Source organism: Pseudomonas sp. A-RE-19 (assembly GCF_019956555.1).
In the GTDB taxonomy this organism is placed as follows: Bacteria; Pseudomonadota; Gammaproteobacteria; order Pseudomonadales; family Pseudomonadaceae; genus Aquipseudomonas.
Genome location: NZ_JAHBDQ010000013.1, coordinates 63,937 through 82,615 on the forward strand (window position 1 = coordinate 63,937; position 18,679 = coordinate 82,615).

Annotated in this window: 17 protein-coding genes; 4 read left to right on the forward strand and 13 right to left on the reverse strand. The window is 59.9% G+C overall.

Annotation, left to right across the window (positions count from 1 at the left end):
* Positions 1-85 precede the first annotated feature (85 nt).
* From KGB14_RS10795 to KGB14_RS10830, 8 genes are all read right to left on the reverse strand, one after another.
* On the reverse strand, positions 86-1,444 hold the full coding sequence (locus tag KGB14_RS10795; RefSeq protein ID WP_223486387.1) for an LLM class flavin-dependent oxidoreductase: 1,359 nt from the start codon (positions 1,442-1,444) through the stop codon (positions 86-88).
* The gene (locus KGB14_RS10800) at positions 1,444-2,637 is read right to left on the reverse strand and encodes an SfnB family sulfur acquisition oxidoreductase (protein ID WP_223486388.1); all 1,194 of its coding nucleotides are present in this window, start codon (positions 2,635-2,637) and stop codon (positions 1,444-1,446) included. The genes KGB14_RS10795 and KGB14_RS10800 overlap by 1 nt, the downstream gene beginning before the upstream one ends.
* 38 nt (positions 2,638-2,675) lie before the next feature.
* Positions 2,676-3,917, reverse strand: coding sequence for an SfnB family sulfur acquisition oxidoreductase (locus tag KGB14_RS10805; RefSeq protein ID WP_223486389.1), 1,242 nt, complete (start codon positions 3,915-3,917; stop codon positions 2,676-2,678).
* A gap of 300 nt (positions 3,918-4,217) precedes the next feature.
* Complete coding sequence (locus KGB14_RS10810) at positions 4,218-4,991, reverse strand: hypothetical protein (protein WP_223486390.1); 774 nt, start codon at positions 4,989-4,991, stop codon at positions 4,218-4,220.
* 506 nt (positions 4,992-5,497) lie between these two features.
* Positions 5,498-6,247, reverse strand: a complete 750-nt coding sequence (gene tcyN, locus KGB14_RS10815) for an L-cystine ABC transporter ATP-binding protein TcyN (RefSeq protein ID WP_223486391.1) — start codon at positions 6,245-6,247, stop codon at positions 5,498-5,500.
* 4 nt (positions 6,248-6,251) lie between these two features.
* Positions 6,252-6,917 (reverse strand): cystine ABC transporter permease, encoded by a 666-nt coding sequence (tcyL, locus tag KGB14_RS10820; RefSeq protein ID WP_192307450.1) that lies wholly within the window; start codon positions 6,915-6,917, stop codon positions 6,252-6,254.
* Entirely contained in the window at positions 6,917-7,711 is a 795-nt protein-coding gene (tcyJ, locus tag KGB14_RS10825) for a cystine ABC transporter substrate-binding protein (RefSeq protein ID WP_223486392.1), read from the reverse strand. Before tcyJ ends, tcyL begins: the two co-directional genes overlap by 1 nt.
* Positions 7,712-8,001: 290 nt before the next feature.
* Complete coding sequence (locus KGB14_RS10830; protein ID WP_223486393.1) at positions 8,002-8,994, reverse strand: D-cysteine desulfhydrase; 993 nt, start codon at positions 8,992-8,994, stop codon at positions 8,002-8,004.
* A gap of 190 nt (positions 8,995-9,184) precedes the next feature.
* Here KGB14_RS10830 and epsC point away from each other — a divergent pair, with 190 nt between their 5' ends.
* Together epsC and betT are read left to right on the forward strand one after the other, a co-directional pair.
* Positions 9,185-10,111 (forward strand): serine O-acetyltransferase EpsC, encoded by a 927-nt coding sequence (gene epsC, locus KGB14_RS10835; RefSeq protein ID WP_223486394.1) that lies wholly within the window; start codon positions 9,185-9,187, stop codon positions 10,109-10,111.
* A gap of 427 nt (positions 10,112-10,538) precedes the next feature.
* Entirely contained in the window at positions 10,539-12,494 is a 1,956-nt protein-coding gene (gene betT, locus KGB14_RS10840; RefSeq protein ID WP_223486484.1) for a choline transporter BetT, read from the forward strand.
* Positions 12,495-12,518: 24 nt separating this feature from the next.
* On the opposite strand, the gene KGB14_RS10845 is transcribed toward betT, so the two are convergent.
* Entirely contained in the window at positions 12,519-12,779 is a 261-nt protein-coding gene (locus KGB14_RS10845) for a hypothetical protein (RefSeq protein WP_223486395.1), read from the reverse strand.
* A 170-nt stretch (positions 12,780-12,949) separates the two neighbouring features.
* The gene (locus KGB14_RS10850) at positions 12,950-13,690 is read right to left on the reverse strand and encodes an SDR family oxidoreductase (protein WP_223486396.1); all 741 of its coding nucleotides are present in this window, start codon (positions 13,688-13,690) and stop codon (positions 12,950-12,952) included.
* A 124-nt stretch (positions 13,691-13,814) separates the two neighbouring features.
* On the opposite strand from KGB14_RS10850, the gene KGB14_RS10855 reads away from it, so the two are divergent.
* Together KGB14_RS10855 and mgrA are read left to right on the forward strand one after the other, a co-directional pair.
* A complete protein-coding gene (locus tag KGB14_RS10855; RefSeq protein WP_223486397.1) occupies positions 13,815-14,705 on the forward strand; it encodes a LysR family transcriptional regulator in 891 nt (296 codons plus the stop codon).
* Positions 14,706-14,860: 155 nt separating this feature from the next.
* Positions 14,861-15,898, forward strand: coding sequence for an L-glyceraldehyde 3-phosphate reductase (gene mgrA, locus KGB14_RS10860; RefSeq protein ID WP_223486398.1), 1,038 nt, complete (start codon positions 14,861-14,863; stop codon positions 15,896-15,898).
* Positions 15,899-16,062: 164 nt separating this feature from the next.
* Here the strand turns inward: mgrA and tauD are convergent, their stop codons facing one another.
* The 3 genes from tauD to tauB all read right to left on the reverse strand — a co-directional run bounded on the left by tauD (position 16,063) and on the right by tauB (position 18,677).
* Positions 16,063-16,905, reverse strand: coding sequence for a taurine dioxygenase (tauD, locus tag KGB14_RS10865; protein WP_223486399.1), 843 nt, complete (start codon positions 16,903-16,905; stop codon positions 16,063-16,065).
* Between the two features lie 147 nt (positions 16,906-17,052).
* Positions 17,053-17,886, reverse strand: coding sequence for a taurine ABC transporter permease TauC (gene tauC / locus KGB14_RS10870; RefSeq protein ID WP_223486400.1), 834 nt, complete (start codon positions 17,884-17,886; stop codon positions 17,053-17,055).
* Positions 17,883-18,677: a taurine ABC transporter ATP-binding subunit gene (gene tauB / locus KGB14_RS10875; protein ID WP_223486401.1), complete on the reverse strand. Its 795-nt coding sequence runs from the start codon at positions 18,675-18,677 to the stop codon at positions 17,883-17,885. The genes tauC and tauB overlap by 4 nt, the downstream gene beginning before the upstream one ends.
* Positions 18,678-18,679: the final 2 nt, after the last annotated feature.

Here is an 18,679-nt window from a genome sequence, read left to right on the forward strand (position 1 = left end):
AGCCTCGCTCCTACAGGTTCAGCGCCGTACCGGACATTTGTGAACGACCAATACCTGTAGGAGCGAGGCTTGCCCGCGAAGCTTTTTAGCGGCGGAACGCCGACCCCGTATGTCGCCCAGGCAAATGCGCCCCTTCGTGAAACAGCTTTTCCCGCAGACTGCCGTCGTCGTAAGCAGTCTTGTACGACCCTCTGCGCTGCAACTCCGGAATTACCAGCTCAATGAAATCCACATAGCTTTCCGGGGTGACGATCCGTGTCAGGTTGAAGCCGTCCAGGCCGGTTTCCGCGATCCAGGATTCGAGTTCGTCGGCCACCTGCTGCGGCGAGCCGACCACCGTGATGTAGCGGCCACCAAGGGCGTGTTGTTCCAGCAGTTTGCGGCGGGTCCAGTCGTTGTTTTGCAGGTTCTTGGTGGCGGACTGGATGGCGTTGCTCTTCACGTACTGGATCGGTTCGTCGAGCTCGTACTCGGAAAAATCGATCCCGGTGGACGCCGAGAAATGCGCCACGCCGGCCTCGGCGCTGGCGTAGCTCAGGTACTCGGCGTGCTTCTTCCAGGCAAGCTCTTCTGTCTCACCGACGATCACGTTCAAGCCCATGAACACCTTGATGTCCCAGGGATTGCGCCCGGCTTCGACGGCGCTGGCGCGAACCTTGTCCACCTGAACCCGGGTCGCCGGTTTGTTCTGACCGCTGATGAACACGCACTCGGCATGCCGACCGGCGAACAGCAGACCGCGATCGGAACTGCCGGCCTGGAACAGCACCGGCGTGCGTTGCGGCGACGGCTCGCAAAGGTGATAGCCCTCGACCTGATAGAACTCGCCCTTGTGCTCGACCTTGTGCACTTTTGCAGGTAAGGCGTAGATCCGTTGCTCGCGATCGTTGAGCACCGCGCCGTTTTCCCAACTGCCTTCCCAGAGTTTGTAGAGCACTTGCAGGTATTCGTCGGCCTGGTCGTAACGGCGGTCGTGCTCGACCTGTTCGCTCAGGCCCATGGCCTTGGCGGCGCTGTCGAGGTAGCCGGTGACGATGTTCCAGCCGACCCGCCCACGGCTCAAATGATCAAGCGTCGACAGGCGTCGGGCGAACAGATACGGCGGTTCGTAGGTCAGGTTGGCGGTCAGGCCGAAGCCGAGGTTTTTGGTGACGGCGGCCATGGCCGAAACCAGCAGCAACGGGTCGTTGACCGGCAACTGGATCGACTCTTTGAGCGGCACGTCCACCGAGTTTTGATAGACGTCGTACACGCCGACGATGTCGGCGATGAACAGACCGTCGAACAGTCCGCGTTCCAGCAACTGAGCCAGTTCGGTCCAGTATTCGATGGTTTTGTACTGGGTGGAATTGTCCCGTGGATGCGTCCATAGACCATGGTTGATGTGCCCGATGCAGTTCATGTTGAACGCGTTGAGCAGGATTTTCTTTTTGGCATCGGCCATCAGATGGTCCCTCGCAATGGAGGGTTTTCATCGTTGAGGTAGTAGTTGCCCACCGCGTGATACTTCCAGCGCACCGGGTCGTGCAGGGTGTGTACCCGTGCGTTGCGCCAGTGGCGATCCAGACCATGTTCGATCAAGGTCGCCTGGCTGCCGGCCAGTTCGAACAGCGTGCTGCCGGCGGCGAGGGAAATTTCGGTGCTGATGGCCCGGGCTTCGGCGACGGCAATCGACGCGGCGGCGACGGTCTGGGCAGTGGTGTCGGCCTGGGCCTGGTCGAGGAATTCGCCGGAGCGTTCCAGCAGGGCTTCGGTGGCGTGCAGGCGAATAGCCAAGTGGCCGAAACTCTTGATCGTCAGCGGGTCTTCGATGGCTTTGTCGTTGCCGGAATCAATCCATGGCCGGGTCTTGGTGCGCACAAAATGCAGGGCATCTTCGTAAGCGGCGCGAGCGATGCCGGTGTCGATCGCGGCGTGGAGAATCTGCGCCAACGGGCCGACGGTGGTCGGGCGTTCGAAAGCGCTTTGAAACGGGATTACGTCCTCGGCGCCGACGTAGACATCCTCAAACACCACCGAACCGCTACCGGTGGTGCGCTGGCCGAAGCCGCTCCAGTCGTCTATCACGGTCAGGCCTTTGCTGTTGCGCGGGACGAACGCCAGTTGCTGCACGCCGTTTTCGTCCACCACCGACGTCGGGATGCGCTGGGCGTAAATCGCGCCGGTGGCGTAGAACTTGCGACCGTTGATGCGGTAACCATTGCCATCGCGAGTCAGGCTGGTGACGCGATCATGGGCGGTTTTTGTGCCCAGTTCCGCGAGTGCATTGCCGAAGCGCTGGCCGGCCAACACTTCGGCGTAGAGGCGTTTTTTCTGCTCGTCAGTGCCGTTCACGCGCAGCACTTCGAGGGCGTAGAAATGGTTTTGTGGAATCTGTCCGAGGGAGCCGTCGGCCTGGGCGATCAGCGCGATGACCTTGGCCAGGGTGACGTTGGAAACCCCCGCGCCGCCGTATTCTTTTGGCACGCTGATGCCCCAAAGACCCGAACGGGAAAACACTTCCAGTTCCGGGTGCGGCAAACGACGCTCGCGGTCGCGCAGGGCGCTGTCGCGTTTGAAATCGTCGGCCAGGTCACTGGCGACGATCAAGGCTTGCTCATCGCTGGTGATGACCGCGACGTGGTGAGAAAGAGTCATGTGTTTCTCCAGAGATCTGGTCAAAAAGGTTCTGGTCGTCAGATCCAGGAATGCCGCGCAGGCAAGGTTCCATTGAGGTGGTAAGCGCCGACCGCGTGATATTTCCAGCGCACCGGGTCGTGCAGCGTGTGCACCCGGGCGTTGCGCCAGTGGCGGTCAAGATTGAATTCGGCGAGGGTCGCGCGGCTGCCGGCCAGTTCGAAGAGTTTTTCGCTGGCCAGCAGCGAGATCTCGGTGGTCAGCACTTTGGCTTGCGCCACGGCAATCGAGGCGCGTGCCGCGGACTCGGCGGTGAGCGGCGCGGCGTTGACCTGATCGAGCACTTGCCCGGCCTTGCGCAGCAGCGCTTCGGCGGCGTGCAGTTCGATTTTCAGCCTGCCGATGTCGGCGATCACGTAGAGGTCATCGCTGGCCCGTTCGACCTTGGCGTCGATCCAGGGCCGTGCGCGTTTTTGCACGAACTCGATGGCGTCATCGATGGCGCCCCGGGCGATGCCGGCGTCGATGGCCGCTTGAATCAATTGCGACACGGCACCCTGGGTATTCGGGCTGTCGTTGATCTTCCAGTTATCCACTACCAGCTCGGCATCGACCCGCACGTTGTTGAGCAAAATGGTGCCGCTGGCGGTGGTGCGTTGGCCGAAGCCCGACCAGTCATCAACGATGCGCAAGCCCGGGGTACCACGACGGACGAAGGCCAGCACTTGCTTGCCCTCGTCGTTCAGCGCCTTGACCGCTACCCAATGGGCGAACAGGGCGCCGGTGGAATAGAACTTCTGCCCGTTGATGACGAAGCCATCGCCGTCGGCGGTGATCCGCGCCTTGAGCTCCAGGGTATTTTTGGTCCCGCGCTCCGGCCCCGCGTTACCGATTCGCCAGCCTTCGAGCACACTTTTGAACAGCTGTTTTTTTTGCGACTCGGTGGCGCAGCCAAGTAGCAGGTTGAGAATCCCGAACTGGTTCTGCGGGATCTGCCCCAAGGCCGGGTCGGCCGCGGAAATGATCGCGAACACGGAAGCTACGGTGACGAATGAAACCTGCGGGCCACCGTACTCACGCGGGATGGCAATGCTGCCCAGGCCGCTGCGGGTGAACTGTTCGATTTCCGACCACGGCAGCTTGCGCTGCTGGTCACGTTTGGCGGCTTGCAGGCGGGCGACGTGCGCCAGCTCATGGGCTGCCTTGATGGCTTGTGCGTCGTTGCGCAAAACCTGCGCGGGCAACAACAAGGGGGCGATGTCCAGATCACTCTGGACGATTGCATCTGCCAGACTGGACATCAGTGCCGCTCCTTGGCTGCACGCAATGCCCTGGCGATTTGCACTGGGGTGATTGTGTTCCGGACCATACCTACCTCACATCTCATGGAAACGCCGCGATCGTTGCGGCGAACGAAAACAAGAATGTCCGGTGGTCCGGTGTATATACCCTAAACGTGTATAAAAATTTAATGAACTAACTTATAGGAATATGCATAGAAGGTCGTTACCTTTTAAACCGCCAAGATCGCAGCCTTCGGCAGCTCCTACAGGGGAATGCGTTTGGCGTAGGAGCTGCCGAAGGCTGCGATCTTTTCGGGATCAATCGAAAATTCGGCGGGGTACTCCTGCTTCAGCTGCTCTCAGAGTTTCTCTGGGCGGCACTTTCAGGTAGGGATTGGCACAGCCGATCCTCAGGGTGCGTGCCGGTGCCCAGCGCGAGTTGTTTCCCACCCGATCGAGAATGCAGTAGGTCACTTCCAGTCGAAGGTCTTCGCCGGCTTCGAGAATGACCGCTGGCGGTACCCAGACCTGAATCGGTTGACCCACATCGCCGGCCTTGAGCTTGGGCAGGTCCATGCGCACATCGCCCCAGCGCAGGGTGATTTCGTCGTCGGTAGCCATGTTCAGGTACGGTTCGATGGTCAACGGCACACCGCGTTTGACCTGGTTTGGATTGAGGCCCTGACGGCGAATGGTTTCCGGGATGAACACCGGTGCCAGGCTCTGGTTTTCCTCATCGCAAAGAAGCAGGCCGCCCGGGCAATCGAGTTTGATCTGAACCCGCGCCGCCGGTGATACCGCCGGCCCTTGACCGACCTGCATGACCTTGTAATGGACGCGGGCAGAACCATTGGCGATGAAGCTTTCCGGCACCCGCAAGCTCACCGCTTTGCCGTCATGGTCGGCTCCCAGCACGCTGGAGGCCACGTAGCAGTTGTTCCAGAACAGCTCGATCAGGTCGCCTTCATCCATGCCGGGGTAGGACGGCACGTCGATCATAAGATGAGCGGCCGAGGTCATGTTGATGCCGGCCTTGTGGCTTTGCGCCAGGGTCGGGGCCGCAAGTTCGGGTTTGTTCGAAGTGCTTGTCATGGGCTATCTCTCCTTGAAGCCTTGCCGCGAAGTCCGTTTCTGAAAGTTCGAAAGGTATGAATTACCGAGCAACAAAACGATTAACTATTTGTGCGCTTAAACAATGATTGAGTGTGAGGGTTGTTGCCTGTTAGAGACTAGATAAGAGTGCGTTTGAATAGGTGTCAATAGCGTGGGTTGGTTAAAGGTTAGTTCTTGCGTGATTCAGAAAGCTCCTACGCGATGTGGTTAATAAACCGCATCGTCCTGTCGAATTTAGCCCGGAATTTTGTGGGTTTTATGCCTAAGAGGCAGCAACCCTTTGTGCATGGACAGCGAGCTGTTTTATAGATTTCAGGCGATATGAATCTGTTGCAGGACATATATATGTACCGCATGGGGTGGTGGGAAGTTATTTAGGATGAGGGAGAATCAAGTAGGTTTTTGAAAGCTACAAAAAACTTTTATAGGGCGGGGTTGATGTCACTTCCATCCGTGGAAGTTGACAGTTTTCGAGTAGGTCTGCACTAAGCGTTATTAAGAAACTTGCTGAGAAATTGCTGGGTCCGTTCCTCTTTCGGATTGGCAAACAACGCCTTGGCTTCGCCTTGTTCGACGATCACACCCTTGTCGAAAAACACCACGCGGTTGGCCACGTCCCGGGCAAAGCCCATTTCGTGGGTGACGATCACCATGGTGCGTTTCTCCTCGGCCAGGCCGCGGATGGTCGCCAACACTTCGCCTACCAGTTCCGGGTCCAGCGCTGAGGTCGGCTCATCGAACAGGATCACTTCCGGTTCCATCGCCAGCGCCCGGGCAATCGCCACACGCTGTTGCTGACCGCCGGAGAGGCGTCGCGGGTAAGCGTCTTCCTTGCCCGCCAGGCCGACCTTGGCCAACAGCTTTTTACCCAGGGCAACGGCTTCGGCACGGGGGATTTTTTTCACCACCAGCGGGCCTTCGATGACGTTTTCCAGGGCGGTGCGATGGGGGAACAGGTTGAAGTTCTGGAACACAAAACCCACGTGCTGGCGCAAGCGTCGTACCAGGCTCTGCTGCTGGTTCAAGGGGCGGCTGCCATCGATCTCGATGTCACCGACCTTGATCCGGCCGCTGGTGGGTTCTTCCAGAAAATTCAGGCAACGCAGGAAGGTGGTCTTGCCCGAGCCGCTGGGGCCGATGATCGCCACCACCTCGCCTTCCTTCACCTGCAGATCGATGCCGTTGAGCACCACCTGACCCTTGAACTGCTTTGTCAGTTTTTCCACGACAATCATTGGGTCAGGACTCCTGGTCGTGCCGATTGACCCGCGCTTCCAACTGGTTCTGCAGGTGCGACAGTACAGTCGCCAGAACCCAATAGATCAGCGCAGCGGCAAGATACATGGTGAAAATTTCGAAGGTACGGGCGGTGATCAGCTGCGCCTGACGGAACAGTTCCGGCACCTGAATGGTGGCTGCCAGAGCCGTGTCCTTGACCAGCGAGATGAAGCTGTTGCCCAACGGTGGCAGGGCCGTGCGCATCGCTTGCGGCAGGATGGCCCGACGCAGGGTCTGCGCGCGGGTCATGCCAATACTCGCAGCAGCTTCCCACTGCCCGCGCTCGATGGAGCTGATCGCGGCACGCAGGATTTCGCAGGCATAGGCAGCCATGTTCAGCGAGAAGCCGATCAGGGCCGCCGGCAGCGGATCAAGTTCGACGCCCAGTTGCGGCAAGCCGTAATAGATCACGAACAGTTGCACCAGCAACGGCGTGCCGCGAAAGAACGACACGTAGATGCGGGCGATCCAGCTCACCAGTTTGAAGCGCGACAGCCGCATCAATGCCAGGCCGAAGCCCATCAGCAGGCCGAAGAACATTCCGCCCAGGCTCAAGATGACCGTGTAGTACGCGCCCTTGAGCAGGAAGGGCGCGGAGTCCAGTGCAAGTTGGAAAGCTTCTTCCATTATTGAGTGACGTCAGCGCTGAAGTATTTTTCCGAAAGCTTTTTCAGCGTACCGTCGGCACGCAGCTTGTCGATGGCCTTGTTCACCGCGGCTAGCAGCTCAGGCTCGCCTTTGCGCAGGGCAATACCGGCTTCCTGGCGGGAGAACGCTTCGCCGGCGGCGGCAGTGTCCTTGGCCTTCCGGGCGTATTCCAGCGCGGCCAGGCGGTCGATCAGAATGGCGTCGATGCGGCCGACGCGCAGATCCTGGAACTTGGTCGGATCATCGTCATAGGTCTTGATGATGGCTTTTGGAACGTTTTCCTTGACCCATTGCTCGTAGTTGGTACCCAGGCCTACACCTACTTTCTTGCCAGCCAAATCGGCGGCGGTCTTGATGGTGTCTTTGTTCTTGGTCAGGGTCAGCGCCTGAATCCCGGAAACGGTGTACGGCTCGGAGAAGTCGTACTTCTTCTTGCGCTCTTCGGAGATGGTCACCTGGTTGATCACCGCGTCCAGACGCTTGGATTCCAGAGCGGCGAGGATGCCGTCCCATTTGGTCGGCTGCAGTTTGACCTTCACGCCCAGCTCTTTGGCCAAGGCTTCGGAGAACTCGACTTCGAAGCCGGTCAGTTTGCCGTCGGCATCGACGAAGCTGAACGGTGGATAAGTGCCTTCCAGACCGACGTTGATCACGCCCGCGTCCTTGATTTTTTGCAGCTGCTCACCGGCAACCGCTTGCCCGAGCAGGCCGGCGCTCAGCGCCAGGCCCAGCGAGCCCACCAGCAGATTTCGACGTAATGCGGAAAAATTCATGACAAGCCCCTGTGTTTTCTTATGGAAGACGCTTAAGGAAAGTTGGCAAATTCGGGATTTGAACGACTGCGATATCCTGCCCTAAAGCAGCTTATGCGTCTTGCTGCAAATTCGCCTGCGGCGTGACTATATGATGTTGCCATTAGATATAAAAATACTAAATATCAAGCTTATTATTCTTTATTGGCATAGGAATTTGAGATCGGCTTTCGCGGGCAAGCCTCGCTCCTACAGGAGAACGCGGTTAAACCGTAGGAGCGAGGCTTGCCCGCGAAGAGCGCGATGCGCTCTCAGAGCACCGAGGTATAGGCAAACAACGCCGGCGCCCCGCCGGTGTGCAGGAAGATGATCGGGCCGTCATTGAAGCGCTGACGCCCGATGCCGTCGAGCAAACCGGCCATGGCCTTGCCGGTATACACCGGATCCAGCAACAACCCTTCCTGACTCGCCAGCAGCTTCACCGCGGCCAGGGTCCCGGCATTCGGCTCGCCATAACGCGGGCCGAAATATTCGTCCCACAGTTCGATTTTGAAACTCGCTGGCAGGCTCACACCCAACAGCTCGGCCGTGCGCTCGGCGAGGCCCTGGACTTTCGGTCGTTGCGCTTCATCGCTACGGGAAACGGTCACGCCGATCACTGGCAAATCCGGCAGTGCTTCGTTCAATGCCAGCGCCAGGCCACTGTGGGTGCCGGCACTGCCGGACGCGAGGACCACGGCGGCGAATTTGAGCCCGGTGTCCTTGATCTGTTCGGCCAGTTCCAGGCCCGCACGGACATAACCCAACGCACCCAATGCATTCGAGCCACCAATCGGCACCAGATACGGCTTCTTGCCGTTGCTGCGCAGACGCCCGGCCAGCGCTTCCAATTGCTCGTCGGCGTTGTCGAGGTTTTCCACCAGCTCGACCTTGGCGTCGAACAGGTCCAGCAATAGCCGATTGCCGTTGCCGACATAGTTGCTGTCGTCGGTACCCAGCGGATTTTCCAGCAGGGCCACGCAGCCCAGGCCCAGCTTGGCGGCAATCGCGGCGGTCTGGCGCACGTGGTTGGACTGGATTGCGCCAGCAGTGATCAACGTATCAGCACCCTGGGCCAGGGCATCGGCAGCCAGGTATTCGAGTTTGCGCAGCTTGTTGCCGCCCAGTGCCAATGGCGTCAGGTCATCGCGTTTGACGTACACATCGCGGCCCAGCCAGGTCGACAGGCGTTCGAGTTTTTCCAGGGGAGTAGGATGACCGAGCAGGTCGAGGCGGTTAAAACGGGCAAGCTGTTGTTTGATCATGGGTCCGTACTGGCGGAGGAAGATGTCAGGACTATAGGCACGGGTATTTAGTGGGGCAACTGCCAATCGCTTATAGCTAAAAGTATTGAGCACAGCACTATTGGTTCTTAATTCGGCTGCAAGCCGTTGCCGTAAAGTAATCGCCGTTAACGTGGCCAGACCGTCCGGCCGCCCATGAGGAGTTTTTACCGTGAGTGAGCGTTCCAGCCATTGGCAATTGCAGACCATCGTCAGCCAACTGCGTACGGCGCGCGACCAGTGGCGCGCACAAAACGGCCGCGCCAGCGGCGAGCAGGGCGGTCGCGAGTTGCCATCCCGAGCGGCGATGGCGGACATTCTCGAGGCCTTGTGCGGTGCGCTGTTCCCGATGCGCCTGGGCCCGGTGGATTTGCGCGAGGAGAGTGAAGACTTCTACGTTGGCCACACGCTCGACGTGGCACTGAACGCGTTGCTCGCTCAGGCGCGGCTCGAACTGCGTTATGCCGCGCGCCACAGTGCCCAGGCCGACACTGAAGTCGAGGCCAAAACCATTCAGATCATTCAGGACTTCGCCCTCGCTTTGCCGGGGCTGCGCAGCCTGCTGGACACCGACGTGCTGGCGGCCTATCACGGCGATCCGGCGGCCCGCAGTGTCGATGAAGTGTTGCTCTGCTACCCGGGGATTCTGGCGGTGATTCACCATCGCCTGGCCCATCATTTGTATCGCGCCGGGCTGCCGATGCTGGCGCGGATCAGCGCAGAAATCGCCCACTCGGCCACCGGTATCGACATCCATCCGGGGGCGCAGATCGGTCGCAGTTTCTTCATCGATCACGGGACCGGCGTGGTGATCGGCGAGACCGCGATCATTGGCGAGCGCGTGCGGATTTATCAGGCAGTGACCCTGGGCGCCAAGCGCTTCCCGTCGGACGAAGACGGCCAGTTGCAGAAGGGCCATCCGCGGCATCCGATCGTCGAGGACGATGTGGTGATCTATGCCGGCGCGACGATTCTGGGGCGGATCACCATCGGCAAGGGCTCGACCATCGGCGGCAACGTCTGGCTGACCCGCAGCGTGCCGGCGGGGTGCAACCTGACCCAGGCGAATCTGCAGCATGATGACGGGACGCAGAAGTAGGGTCCAACATTTCTAGTGGTCTTTCTGACGCCATCGCGGGCAAGCCACGCTCCCACAGGTTTTGTGTCGAACGGTAATTCCGTGAACGACCCAAAACCTGTAGGAGCGAGGCTTGCCCGCGAATGGTTTCAAGCCAAACCGAGCGAATGGCCTTTTAGCTAATTTCCCGCCGAACGAATCCCGTAAACCCCGCGTCATACCCTCCCTTGAGCTAGCGTACAAAACGCACCGCCGAGCCCTGCGATTAGTCCTTAGCCCCCTATCCATGTTTAACTTGAACGCTCATTCAAGTTAAACCACCGGTTTGCTGCCCGCTCACAACAGGAGGCTTGCCTTTGCCGAGTCCGTTATTGATTGCCCTGTTTCACCCCCTTGAGGTGCACCTTTCATGAGTGCATCGTCCACCCCCGCAAGCGGCCAGGTCCGCATGAATCCGCCGGTTTTTTATTTCGCGGCGACCTTCATTTTGTTGTTCGCCGTTGTCGTCATGGCGATGCCCGAGCAGGCCGGTGCCTGGCTGTTGCAAGCGCAAAACTGGGCGGCCAATACGGTCGGCTGGTACTACATGCTCGCGATGACGCTGTATCTGGTCTTCGTGGTGGTCACCGCCTTGTCCGGCTACGGCAAGATCAAGCTCGGTGCCGACCACGACGAACCCGAATTCAGTTACCTGTCCTGGGCCGGCATGCTGTTCGCCGCCGGGATCAGCATCACGCTGTTTTTCTTTTGCGTGTCCGAACCGCTGACGCACCTGGCGCAACCGCCGCAAGGCGAGGCGGGTACGGCGGACGCGGCGCGTCAGGCGATGCAGATTCTGTTTCTGCACTGGGGCTTGCACGGCTGGGGCGTGTTCGCGTTCGTCGGCATGGCGCTGGCCTATTTCGCCTATCGACATAACCTGCCGCTGGCCCTGCGTTCAGCGCTGTACCCGCTGATCGGCAAGCGCATCAATGGCCCCATCGGTTATGCCGTGGATGGCTTCGGCATCATCGCCACAGTGTTCGGCCTTGGTGCCGATATGGGCTTTGGCGTATTGCACCTCAACTCGGGCCTGGACTACCTGTTCGGCATCGCTCACACCCAGTGGATTCAGGTCGGTCTGATCACGCTGATGATGGGCGCGGCGATCATCGTTGCGGTGTCCGGCGTCGATAAAGGCGTGCGGGTGATGTCCGACATCAACATGCTGCTGGCCTGTGCGCTGCTGCTGTTCGTGTTGTTCGCCGGCCCTACCCAGCACTTGCTCAATACGCTGATCCAGAACATTGGCGATTACCTCGGCGCCTTGCCGATGAAGAGTTTCGACCTCTACGCCTACGATAAACCGAGCGACTGGCTGGGCGGCTGGACGGTGTTCTACTGGGCCTGGTGGATTGCATGGTCGCCGTTCGTGGGCCTGTTCATCGCGCGGATTTCCCGTGGCCGGACCATCCGCGAATTCGTCTTCGGCGTGCTGCTGATTCCGCTCGGTTTCACCCTGGCGTGGATGTCGATCTTCGGCAACAGCGCCATCGATCAAGTGCTCAATCACGGCATGAGCGCGCTCGGTATGTCGGCCATCGACAACCCATCGATGACCTTGTACCTGCTGCTGGAAACCTATCCGTGGAGCAAAACCGTGATCGCGGTCACGGTGTTCATCAGCTTCGTGTTCTTCGTGACCTCCGCCGACTCCGGCACTGTGGTGTTGTCGACGTTATCCGCCAAGGGCGGTAACCCGGATGAAGACGGGCCGAAATGGCTGCGGGTGTTCTGGGGCGCGATGACCGCGCTGGTGACCAGCGCGCTGCTGTTCTCCGGCAGCATCGATGCACTGAAGTCAGCGGTGGTGCTGACCTCGTTACCGTTCTCGATGATTTTGCTGCTGATGATGTGGGGGCTGCACAAGGCGTTTTATCTGGAATCGCAGAAGCAGATCGCGCAACTGCATTCCCTCGCGCCGGTGTCCGGAGCACGGCGCGGTGGATGGCGTCAGCGTTTGAGTCAGGCGGTGCATTTCCCGTCTCGGGATGAGGTTTATCGCTTCCTCGATACCACGGTGCGCCCGGCCATTGAGGAAGTGACCGATGTGTTCGTCGAGAAGGGTTTACACGTGGTCGCCAAGCCTGATCCGGCCAACGACAACGTCAGCCTGGAGATCGGTCACGGCGAACTGCATCCATTCATCTATCAGGTGCAGATGCGCGGTTACTTCACGCCGTCCTTCGCCCGTGGCGGCATGGGTTCCAAGCAACTCAACAACCGCCGTTACCACCGGGCTGAAGTGCATTTGAGCGAGGGCAGTCAGGATTACGATCTGGTGGGCTACACCAAGGAGCAGGTCATCAACGACATCCTTGACCAGTACGAACGGCACATGCAGTTCCTGCACCTGGTGCGTTGATCGAGCGCTGGCGCTTACGTCTTGTCAGGCGTCAGGGCTCAACACCATGAACAACACCAGCGCCGCCACCGGGACGCCGAACACCGCGCTACCCACCACCAGTTCCGTGCTCAACGGCTGGCCGGCGTTGACCATGCCGACCGCGCCGTTGATCAGGGTCAACGCCAGCCACAGCACGACAAAGCTGAAGGCCAGGGTCTGGCGGGGGAAACCGAGTTTCTCGCCGATGAACAGCATCAGGGCCAGCAGGACCAGGCCGAAGAAGATGATGATGGTGGTGTGCATGATGCGTTCCTCCCTTCAGGTGTGTATTGCCCTTGAGGCCGCCTTCGCGGGCAAGCCTCGCTCCTACAGGGTCAGTGTCGGTCAAGAGATTGTGTTCGACACAAGACCTGTAGGAGCGAGGCTTGCCCGCGAAGGCGTCCTTAAAGCTCACCCCAATACATCGAGCATAGTTAAACCAACCCACCATTGACCCGCAGGATTTGCCCGTTGACCCACGCTGAATCCGGGCCGACCAGGAAGGACACGACTCGGGAAATGTCCTCCGGCTGACCCAAACGTTCCAGTGGAGGCATTTTGGCGAAGGTCTGGATTTGCTCTTCACTCTTGCCGTGCAAAAACAGCTCTGTCGCCACCGGGCCAGGCGCCACGGCATTGACGGTGATGTTGCGCCCGCGCATTTCCTTGGCAAACACCTGGGTCAGGGATTCCACTGCTGCTTTGCTGGCGATGTACACCGCGTAGCCCGGCAGGTTCAAGCCGACGGTACTGCTGGAGAAATTGACGATCCGGCCACCGCTGTTCAGACGCGTCGCCGCTTCACGCAAGGTGTTGAACGTGCCACGCGCGTGAATGTTGAACGTCTGGTCGAACAGTTCGTCCGTGTGCTGCGCCAGCGGCATCACTTTGAGGATGCCGGCGTTGTTGATCAGCACATCGACCTTGCCCAGTTGCGCTTCGGTCTCGTCGAACAGCCGGCGCACGTCGTCGGCATTGGCCACGTCTGCCTTGACCGCTATGGCCTGATGCCCGGCCTGACGCAATTCCACCACCCGTTTTGACGCGTCAGTGGCGCTGCTGGCGTAATTGATGGCGACGGCGAAACCTTCGCTGGCGAGTTGTCTGGCGATCATGGCACCGATGCCGCGAGAGGCGCCGGTCACGATGGCAACTTTCGAGGTTTGAGTAGTCATGGCGTTGATTCCTTGGAGTGGTTTGAAGTGAAGCCAGACTCACATGTTTACTCAGGGCGTTAAATGCATGAGAGTTGCCTTGACTGTTCAATAATCGCCAACAATCGACCGTCAGGAGTCCCGTGTGGATCAAGTCAAAGCGATGAAGGTTTTCGTGCGGATTTACGAGCGCAGCAGCTTCACGCTGGCGGCCGACGACTTGAACCTGCCGCGTGCGACCCTGACTCACACGCTGAATCAGTTCGAAGCCTGGCTCGGCACCCGTTTGCTGGAGCGCAGTACGCGCAAGGTCCGTCCTACGCTGGATGGCGAGGCGTACTACCTGCGTTGCGTGCAGTTGCTGGCGGAACTGGAAGAAGCCGAACTGGCCTTCCGCGGCGTGGCGCCGAAAGGGCGGTTGCGAGTGGATCTGCACGGCACCTTGGCCAAGCACTTCGTGATCCCGGCGTTGCCGCAATTCATGGCGCGCTACCCGGACATCGAACTGTCCATCAGCGAAGCCGACCGCTTCGTTGACCTGATCGCCGAAGGTGTTGATTGCGTGCTGCGAGCCGGCACCTTGGGCGACTCGGCACTGATCGGTAAACGTGTCGCCAACCTGCGACAGATCACCTGTGCCAGCCCGGCTTACCTGCGTAAATACGGCGAACCTCGAACCCTCGAAGACCTGAAAAGCCACCGCGCGGTGAACTATGTTTCGCGTACCACCGCCAAGTTGTTTCCATTTGAATTCATGGTCGATGGCGAGCTGAAAGAGGTGGCTATCGGCGGTGCGCTTTCAGTGTTTGGCGCGGAGATTTATGCGGCCTCGGCGATTGCCGGGCTGGGGTTGATTCAGTGTCCGCATTACCGAATGGAAACGCTGATTTCCCAAGGGCTGGTGCAGGAAGTGCTCAGCGATATGCCTCCACCACCGATGCCGGTTTCAGTGCTGTATCCCCACAATCGACTCATGTCGCCACGGGTTCGGGTGTTTGTGGATTGGTTGGGGGAGGTGTTTGCGGGGGCCGTTTGAAGGTGATCTTGGCGGTACGCCTGACACTGAAGATGAAAACTGTGAAACGTTTCAGCATTTTCTCGGGGCTGAGGCTTATCGGCGTTTGTCCGGCGTATGCTGGGCAACTTGCAAAGCAGTCGATACCACATTCAAGACAGACAAGAGAGGATTCGATGACCTATACCGCTGCCGAAAACCGCTACGATTCCATCCCTTACCGCCGTGTAGGCCGCAGCGGGTTGGTGCTGCCGGCACTGTCCCTGGGCTTGTGGCACAACTTCGGCGACAGCACCCCGATCGACACCCAGCGCTCGTTATTGCGCACGGCGTTCGACCTGGGCATCAACCACTTCGACCTGGCCAACAACTACGGCCCGCCGTACGGCAGCGCCGAGATCAACTTCGGTCGTTTGCTGCGTGAAGACTTCAAGCAGTACCGCGACGAGTTGATCATCTCCAGCAAGGCCGGTTGGGACATGTGGGCCGGTCCCTACGGTCAGGGCGGTGGTTCGCGCAAATACGTGCTGGCCAGCCTCGACCAGAGCCTGCAACGCCTGGGCCTCGACTACGTAGACATTTTCTATTCCCATCGCTTCGACCCGGACACGCCGCTGGAAGAAACCGCCAGCGCACTGGCCGCCGCCGTGCAGCAGGGCAAGGCGCTGTACATCGGCATCTCGTCCTATTCCGGGGTGAAAACCCGTGAAATCGCCGCGTTGCTGAAGGAATGGAAAGTGCCATTGCTGATCCACCAGCCGGCCTACAACCTGCTCAATCGCTGGGTGGAAAAAGACCTGTTGGATACCACCGATGAACTCGGCACCGGCGTGATCGCCTTCACGCCCTTGGCTCAGGGGCTGTTGACCGACAAGTACCTCAATGGCGTGCCAGCGGATGCGCGGGTCAACCGTCCGGGTGGTGACTCGTTGCAGGCGTCTCACCTGTCTGAAGCCAACATCGCCCATGTGCGGGCGCTCAATGAAATCGCCAAGCGCCGCGGTCAGAGCCTGGCGCAACTGGCGCTGGCCTGGACCCTGCGCGATCCGCGAGTGACCTCGGCGCTGATCGGCGCGAGCCGGCCGGAGCAGATTATCGAAAACGTCGGGGCGTTGAAGAACCTGAGTTTTAGCGTGGAAGAGTTGGCGGAGATTGATCGGTTTGCCCAAGAGGGCGGGATCAATCTTTGGGAGAAGCCTTCGACGGCTGAGTAAGTGTTCGGCGCCGGATTTTCTGGCACCTGTTCTGGCCGCATCGCGAGCAGGCTCGCTCCCACAGTGGATCTGCGTTGACCACAACTTCTGTGGTCAACCGATAACCCTGTGGGAGCGAGCCTGCTCGCGATGAGGCCATCAAAATCAATCAAAAAACCCGAGACTCACCGGAAGAACGGCACATCCCCCAACACCGTCGCCCGCTGCATCACCCGCCGTGCCGGGCGGTAATCATCCACCGCGTAATGCTGGGTCACGCGGTTGTCCCAAAACGCGATGTCGTCTTTCTGCCAGCGCCAGCGAATGGTGAATTCCGGCCGGGTGGTGTGGGCGAACAAAAATTTCAGAATCACCTCGCTTTCCGTCTCCGACAGCTCATTGATCTTCGACGTGAAGCCTTCATTGACGAACAACGACCGGCGCCCGCTTACCGGGTGCGTGCGAATCACCGGGTGCGATAACGGCGGGTTCTTGCGTCGGGCTTCTTCCCACTGGGCCAAGGCTTCTGGTGTATTGCCATAGCGCTCCAGCGGGAACGAACGAGTGAAATCGTGAGTAGCCGTCAGCCCTTCGAGCAAGGTTTTCATGGGTGCCGATAACGCTTCATACGCTGCAATACCACTGGCCCACAGCGTGTCGCCGCCAAATGCCGGCAGCAACTTGGCACTGAGCACCGCGCCCATCGCCGGGGTCGGCAGGAAGGTCACGTCGGTGTGCCAGATCGCGTTGTCCCGCACGTCGGTGACGGCAGTGTCGAGGATCAGCACTTCGGGCTGTTCCGGCACGTTCGGGTAAATCGGGTGAATGTGCAGGTCACCGAAATAGGCGGCGAATCGCGCTTGCTGTTGCGGCTCGATCGGCTGGTCGCGGAAGAACAGCACTTGATGCTTGAGCAGCGCCTGTTCGATGGCGTCGCGCTGTTCCAGGTTCAGCGGCTGGCTGATGTCGACGCCGCTGATGTGCGCGCCGAGGGCACAGCTTAAAGGGACGATTTTCAGGCTGCTCATGGTATTTCTCTTCGAATTCGGGGTGTCGAGCTTTTTTGTGGGAGCGAGCCTGCTCGCGATAGCGGAGTGTCAGGCGACATGGCTGTGGCGGATACACCGCCATCGCGAGCAGGCTCGCTCCCACAGGGTTTTTCACATGATGTTTTTTCAGTGAGCCTGGCCGTGCCATGGCACCAGTTTGCGTTGCAGCGCACGCAAGCCCATTTCCATGGCGAAGGCGATCAGCGCGATCACCAGAATCCCCAGCACCACCACATCGGTGACCAGGAACTGTGCGGCCGACTGCACCATGAAGCCCAAACCGCTGGTGGCGGCGATCAGTTCGGCGGCCACCAGCGTCGACCAACCCACACCCAGACCAATCCGCACACCGGTCAAAATGTCCGGCAAGGCACTGGGCAGAATCACATGCCGGATCAACTGCGCCCGAGTCGCGCCCAGCGACTGCGCGGCGCGCAATTTGGCCGGGTCGACGGTGCGCACGCCAGTGGCGGTGGCAATCGCGATCGGGGCGAAGATCGCCAGGTAGATCAGCAAGACTTTCGACAATTCACCGATGCCGCACCAGATCACGATCAGCGGCAGATAAGCCAAGGGCGGGATCGGGCGATAGAACTCGATCAGCGGATCGAGAATGCCCCGAGCGATGCGGTTGTGGCCGATGGCAATGCCGACCGGCACGGCGGTCAGCACGGCAAAACCCAGGCCCAGGCCGATACGGCTGAGGCTCGCGCCCAAGTGCTGCCACAAGGTCGAATCCATATAGCCGGTGGTCACCAGCAGCCAGCCTTTTTGCAACACGGCGGAAGGTGGCGGCAAGAACAGCGGTTCAATCAAACCAGTGGCCGTGACGGCCCACCAGATCGCCAACAACGCGATCAGGGTCAGCACGCTGATCCAGCGCGTGTTCAAACTGCGATGCAGCGGGATTGCCGTCGAGCCCGGTTTCACCGTGGTAGCGGGAATTTCATAAGTGCTCATGCGCGCTCCTGCCGCTGGACGGCACTGCGTTGGGAGAACACTTTGACGAGCACGTGTTCGCGGGTTTCGATAAAACGCGGGTCGGACTTGATCGAGCGTGCCGACTCACCGGCGGCGTAACGCTGACCGAAATCCAGGCTCAGACGCTCGACGATTTGCCCGGGGTTGGGCGTCAACAGAATCAGATCCGTGGCGAGGAACACCGCTTCTTCTATGTCGTGGGTAATCAGGAACACCGGTTTGGCGGTGCGCTGCCAGACTTGCAGCAACAGCTCCTGCATCTGTTCACGGGTGAAGGCGTCGAGGGCACCGAAGGGTTCGTCCATCAGCAGAACGCGCGGGTTGGCGGCGAGGGCGCGAGCAAGGCCGACGCGTTGCTTCTGCCCGCCCGAGAGCTGCCAGATTCGGCGATTCTCGAAACCGGAAAGGTCCACCAGCGCGAGCATTTCCCGGGCGCGGATTTCGCGTTTGTCCCGGGACACGCCAGCCAGTTCCAAGCCGAAACCGACATTGGCCAGCACGTCCTGCCAAGGCAACAGGGCGTCGTCCTGGAACACCACGCCGCGCTCGGCGCTCGGGCCTTTGACCGGCACGCCGTCAAGGGTGATGCGCCCGGCGCTGGGCTCGACGAAACCGGCAATCAGGTTCAACAGCGAGGTCTTGCCACTGCCGGACGGGCCGAGGGCGACCAGCAACTGCCGGGGCCCCAGGCTCAGGGAAATATCCGCCAGCACAGGCTCCGCTGCGCCTGGGTACTGTGCGCTGATGCGCTCCAGCTGTAGCAAAGCCATCG